This is a genomic window from Candidatus Competibacter phosphatis (assembly GCF_012939995.1).
GTDB classification, from domain to species: Bacteria; Pseudomonadota; Gammaproteobacteria; order Competibacterales; family Competibacteraceae; genus Competibacter; species Competibacter phosphatis.
Window position 1 is genome coordinate 1 of sequence record NZ_SPMZ01000111.1, and the last position, 5,313, is coordinate 5,313.

Annotated in this window: 5 protein-coding genes; 2 read left to right on the forward strand and 3 right to left on the reverse strand. The window is 63.6% G+C overall.

All coding sequences use genetic code 11. The annotated features are described in order from the left end of the window. Positions 1 to 27: 27 nt before the first annotated feature. The gene (locus E4P82_RS21115) at positions 28 to 312 is read right to left on the reverse strand and encodes a type II toxin-antitoxin system RelE/ParE family toxin (protein WP_011342942.1); all 285 of its coding nucleotides are present in this window, start codon (positions 310 to 312) and stop codon (positions 28 to 30) included. Beyond that, positions 309 to 587: an antitoxin of toxin-antitoxin stability system gene (locus E4P82_RS21120; RefSeq protein ID WP_079329245.1), complete on the reverse strand. Its 279-nt coding sequence runs from the start codon at positions 585 to 587 to the stop codon at positions 309 to 311. The genes E4P82_RS21115 and E4P82_RS21120 overlap by 4 nt, the downstream gene beginning before the upstream one ends. Positions 588 to 825: 238 nt before the next feature. Between E4P82_RS21120 and E4P82_RS21125 the strand changes: the two genes are divergently transcribed. Both E4P82_RS21125 and E4P82_RS21130 read left to right on the forward strand, forming a co-directional pair. Then, the gene (locus E4P82_RS21125; protein WP_079329246.1) at positions 826 to 1,416 is read left to right on the forward strand and encodes a recombinase family protein; all 591 of its coding nucleotides are present in this window, start codon (positions 826 to 828) and stop codon (positions 1,414 to 1,416) included. Positions 1,417 to 1,420: 4 nt separating this feature from the next. After that, a complete protein-coding gene (locus tag E4P82_RS21130; RefSeq protein WP_079329247.1) occupies positions 1,421 to 4,384 on the forward strand; it encodes a Tn3 family transposase in 2,964 nt (987 codons plus the stop codon). A 33-nt stretch (positions 4,385 to 4,417) separates the two neighbouring features. Here the strand turns inward: E4P82_RS21130 and E4P82_RS21135 are convergent, their stop codons facing one another. After that, positions 4,418 to 5,260, reverse strand: coding sequence for a type IV secretory system conjugative DNA transfer family protein (locus E4P82_RS21135; RefSeq protein WP_478219239.1), 843 nt, complete (start codon positions 5,258 to 5,260; stop codon positions 4,418 to 4,420). Positions 5,261 to 5,313 lie beyond the last annotated feature (53 nt).

A 5,313-nucleotide genomic window follows, 5' to 3' on the forward strand; every position in this document is an offset into this window, starting at 1 on the left:
CCGTTTCATTGTTGCCATGATCATCTCTTAATCGCGCACAGGCGGCCACAGGCGGGCCGTATGAACCAGCGTCAGTATCCACACCGTTTCGCCGTCGATCTGGTACACCAGGCGATAGCTTTCGTGCGGGATCAACTCGCGGGTCCCGGGAATCTTTCCCGGCTTGCCCAGCATGGGGTGCTGGATCAACCGGGCGGCCGCGTCGCTGAAAATCTCATCCATCCGGGCCGCCGCGCGCGGATTGTCGGCTGCGATGTAGTCCCACACATCGGCACGGTCTTGCTGCGCTTCGGGCGTCCAAACAACTCTCACGACTGGCTCGCCACACTGGCACGCCGTGCGGAGAATTCGGCCTCAACTTCATCGTTCGATCGCCCCAATCCAGCGCGCATTGAAGCCCGGCCGGCCTCGACCTTGCGGCGCAGGAACTCGTCGTACTCGCGCGACTTGCGCTGGCTCTGAATGAACTCGCGCATCAACTCGCGCAGCACTTGCGACGCCGGGCGATGGGCCGCCTCGGCTTCGGCCATGAACTCGGCGCGCAACTCGGGATCCAGCTTCATCGTGAAAACAGCTTGTTTTGACATGATCGGGGCCTCCTGCCACTTGATACTAACAAAGTATATACGCCGTCATTACTAAGCGCTATTCATAGAACGCTGCAAGGCGGGCGTGCGCTATGCCAAGGCCTGTCGGAAAACATTTGTTTGTCGACAGATCTTCAACAGCCCTCTGCACCAAGCTCCGAGTGGCCGCAAAATTGTGCGGAAAACTCTGTCGCCAGACGCTACCATGCGGAAACCTCTTCTTGATGGTTTTCCGCTTATGCTGGTAGGTTACATGCGTGTGTCGTCGGATTCCGACCGGCAGAGCACGGATTTGCAGCGCGATGCGCTGCTCGCCGCGGGCGTCGATGCGCGGCATCTGTTCGAGGATCATGCTTCCGGCGCGAAGGATGACCGTGCGGGCCTGGCGCGGGCGCTCGAATTCGTTCGCCCCGGCGACGTGTTGGTCGTGTGGAAGCTCGACCGGCTCGGCCGTTCACTGTCGCATCTGCTCGCCCTGGTGACCTCACTCAAGGACAAGCGGGTGGCGTTCCGCTCACTGACGGAGAACCTGGACACCACCACGCCATCGGGCGAGTTTCTGTTCCAGGTGTTCGGCGCGCTCGCTCAGTACGAGCGCGCCTTGATCCAGGAGCGTGTCGTTGCCGGCCTGGCTGCTGCCCGCAAACGTGGCCGGATCGGCGGCCGGCCGCAGGCAATCACCGGCGAGAAGCTGGATGCCATTATCGCCGCGCTCGAAGGTGGCATGTCCAAGGCGGCCGTGTGCCGCAACTTCGGCGTGAAGCGGACCACCTTGATCGAAACTCTGACGCGGGCCGGCTGGCCCGCGTCAGTGCCCCCAGGAGCGTAGCGGTATGGCGGACGGCGGCGGCAGTACGGAAGATCAGTGGGTATTGGCGCCAGCCGAACGCGAACTGGTGATGACCAAAAACCGGGCGAACCGGTTGGGCTTTGCCATCCTGCTGACCTTCTTCCGCGATCGCGGCCGTTTCCCGCGCGACGAAACCGAAGTCGAGGTACAGGGCATAGCCGCGCTCGCCAAACAACTTGACGCACCCGCGCCCCTCGACGGCGAAGCCTTCCTCACGGGCCGCACTGCCGAGCGGCTGCGCGGCGAAATCCGTGTGCGTTTCGGCTTCCGCGAAGCGACGGTGGCCGATGCCGAGATGCTGACGGAGTGGCTGCGTGATCATGTTGCCGGAGAAGTTGGCGGTGACATTGAGCCGATGATCGAGCGGCTGGAAGCGCGCTGCCGCGAACTCGCCATCGAGCCGCCAACGCCCGAGCGGATGGAGCGGCTTGCGCGCAGCGCGTTGCGTGCCCACGAAGACCGTTTCCACAAAAGCGTCTTTGAACGCTTGCCGCCCCCGACCCGCGAGCGTCTGGATGCCTTGCTGCGCCCAGAGAAGACCGACAGCGAGGAAAGCGCTACTGATGCTCAAGGGGAAGCCGCCGGCAGCGCCCCGGCCGTTCTGCTGAAGCTGCGCGGCAGTCCTGGCCGTCCCGGCCTTGCCAGCATGCGGGACGAACTGGAGAAGCTGGAACTGATCCGTGGCATCGAGCTGCCCGCCGATCTCTTCGATCAAGCGTCATCGCGCGACCTGGAACGCTGCCGGCAGCGCGTATCGGTCGAGGTTCCCCGCGACCTGCGCCGACATCCCGATGGAGCGCGCCTCACCTGGCTGGCCGCATTCGTCTACCTGCGCGCCCGCAGCCTGACCGACGACCTGGTGGACTTGCTGATCGAGACCATCCACCAGATCGGCGCGCGTGCCGAACGCAAGGTCGAACGCGAACTGCTGGAGGACCTCAAGCGCGTGTCCGGAAAGCAGAACCTGCTGTTCAATCTGGCCGACGCCACCTTGGCCCAGCCGGACGGCGTGGTGCGCGACGTGGTGTTTCCAGTGGTCGGCGAGCAGACGCTGCGCGATCTGGTCAAGGAGTGGAAGGCCACCGGCCCAACCTACCGCATCACCCTGCGCACTGTGATCCGCAATTCCTACCAGGGCCACTACCGGCGCATGGTACCGACCTTGCTGGCCGCGCTGGAATTCCGCTCCAACAACGACCGCCACCGCCCGGTGATGGACGCGCTCGACCTGGTGAAGCGCTTTGCCGACACCAAGGTGCATACCTTCCCGGCCGACATGGAGGTGCCGCTCGATGGCGTGGTACGTGGCCTGTGGCGAGAAGCCGTCATGGAGAGGGACGCCGCCGGCCGGGATCGGGTCAACCGCGTCACCTATGAAATCGCCGTGCTGGAAGCCCTGCGCGAGCGGCTGCGCTGCAAGGAAATCTGGGTGGTCGGCGCGAACCGCTACCGCAACCCCGACGACGATCTGCCGGCTGACTTCGAGCAAAACCGCGAGGACTACTACCGGGCGCTGAACCTGCCTCTCGATGTGGAGCGCTTCATCGCCGACTTGCAGGCCGAAATGCGCGCGGCGCTGTCCACCTTCGACGCTGGCTTGAAGAAGAACCCATCCGTCCGGCTGAGCAGCAAGGGCGGTGGCTGGATCACGCTGACGCCGCTCGATGCGCAACCCGATCCCCCCAATCTGACCGCGCTAAAGGCCGAACTCAATGTCCTCTGGCCGATGACCAGCCTGCTCGATATGGTCAAGGAAGCCGATCTGCGGTTGAGCTTTACCGATGCCCTGAAAAGCCCGACCTCCTACGAGTCGATGGATCGCTCGGTGTTGCAGCCGCGCCTGCTCCTGTGTCTGCACGGCCTGGGCACCAATGCTGGCTTGCAGCGCATGGCCGGGCTGGATTCCGGCACCACGGCCCGCGACCTGGCCTATGTGCGCCGCCGTTACATCAGCGTGGACGCGATGCGCCGCGCGATTGCCATCGTCGCAGACGGCACGCTGCAAGCCCGCAACCCGGCGATCTGGGGTAGCGGCACCACCGCTTGCGCGTCGGACTCGAAACACTTCGGCGCGTGGGATCAGAACCTCACCACGCAATGGCACGTCCGCTACGGCGGGCGCGGCGTGATGATCTACTGGCATGTCGAGCGCAGCTCGCTGTGCATCCATTCGCAGCTCAAGTCGCCGTCGTCGTCGGAGGTGGCGTCGATGATCGAGGGCGTGATCCACCATTGCACCGAGATGGAGGTGGATCGGCAGTATGTCGATTCGCACGGCCAGAGCACGGTGGCGTTCGCCTTCTGCCGCCTGCTGGGCTTCCAGTTGCTGCCACGGCTGAAGGCCATCCACTCACAGAAGCTGTACCGGCCAGAGACCGGCAAGGCCGACGCCTACGCGAACCTGCAACAGATTCTGACCAAGCCCATCGACTGGGACTCGGTGCGGCAACAGTACGACCAGATGGTCAAGTACGCCACCGCGCTGCGCCTGGGGATAGGGGAAACCGAAGCCATCCTGCGCCGCTTCACCAAGAAGAACGTGCAGCACCCGACCTACAAGGCATTCGCTGAGCTGGGCAAGGCGATCAAGACTATCTTCCTGTGCCGCTACCTGCACGACGAGGCGTTGCGCCGGGAAATCAACGAAGGGCTGAACGTAGTCGAGCAGTGGAACGGCGCGACCGACTTCGTGTTCTTCGCCCGCCGGGGCGAGATGGCGAGCAACCGCCGCGAGGATCACGAGGTCAGCATGCTCGCGCTGCACCTGATCCAGAACTGTATGGTCTACATCAACACGCTGATGATCCAGAAGGTGCTGGCACAGCCGCATTGGCAGGGCAGGTTCACACCACGCGACTATGCCGCCCTGACGCCGCTGATCTGGGAACACGTCAACCCGTATGGTCGGTTCGATCTCGATATGAACACCCGGCTCGACCTGCCGTGATCGAGATGGCGGCTGGTGACACGACTGCTTGGTCTACCCCAACAGATTGGTATAGAGCAGGTCGGCAAACTCCGGGCTGTAGATTTTCTTGAGCTGGGTGATCGACTGAATCCCGACGAACAGGTGCAGACCCTTGGAGCGGCCCGCCGATGACAGACTTTGCAAGGCNTCGATCTTGCGGCTCTGGGCGATCTCGTCGAGGATCAGGTACAGACGCCAGTCCTCGCCGCGCGTGTCGGCTTCGGGAAAAGCGGTATCCACCATCCGGTCGGTCAACAGCGTCACCAAGGCGTTGGTCAGCGCTTCCGAGAGTTCGCCGAACCGGCGGCGGGATTGCAACACGATGCCGCGCGGTAAGGTCGAACCGTCGGCCAACCAGTCCGTGATGCTGAACGTCGGCGCGTCTGGGCTTTGCTTCCAGATCCAGGCCATGTCCGCCAGCGGGCCGATGAAAGCCGCGACATTGATGAGGATCGATTGCCCGGTCCGGTTTTCCTTTTCCAGTTGGGCGATGACCCGCGCGGCATCGGGGTTGCCTTCCCGCACGATTTGCATCAGGGGGTCATCGGGCTGGCGGGTCAGCTCGATGAAATCCATCAAATCCCAAGCGCCCGGCCGGGTCAGGCACAGATAGTTCATCACCCCGGCGAAAATCTGCCGCGCGCCGGTGGACCAAATCGGTTCATCGGACGGCGGAATGCAGCTTTCGGCGAACAGCCGCGCTTGCGAGAGACTGGTCACGTCGCGGGCGATGTCCCAGCGCCAGCCGCGCCGGTCCCACGGCGCCACCAGCATGAAACGCTCGTCGGGGTAGGCCAGCATCGCGGTGAAATCGCCCTTGATGTCCAGAATCAGGCTACGGTGCGGACTGGTCACGATCTGCTGCAAGATCGGCAACAGAAAGTTGGTCTTGCCCGATCCCGTGGCGC

Coding starts and splice junctions, on each gene's coding strand:
- E4P82_RS21120 (WP_079329245.1), bottom strand. CDS start 587: ATGTCAAAACAAGCTGTTTTCACGATGAAGCTGGATCCCGAGTTGCGC.
- E4P82_RS21125 (WP_079329246.1), top strand. CDS start 826: ATGCTGGTAGGTTACATGCGTGTGTCGTCGGATTCCGACCGGCAGAGC.
- E4P82_RS21130 (WP_079329247.1), top strand. CDS start 1,421: ATGGCGGACGGCGGCGGCAGTACGGAAGATCAGTGGGTATTGGCGCCA.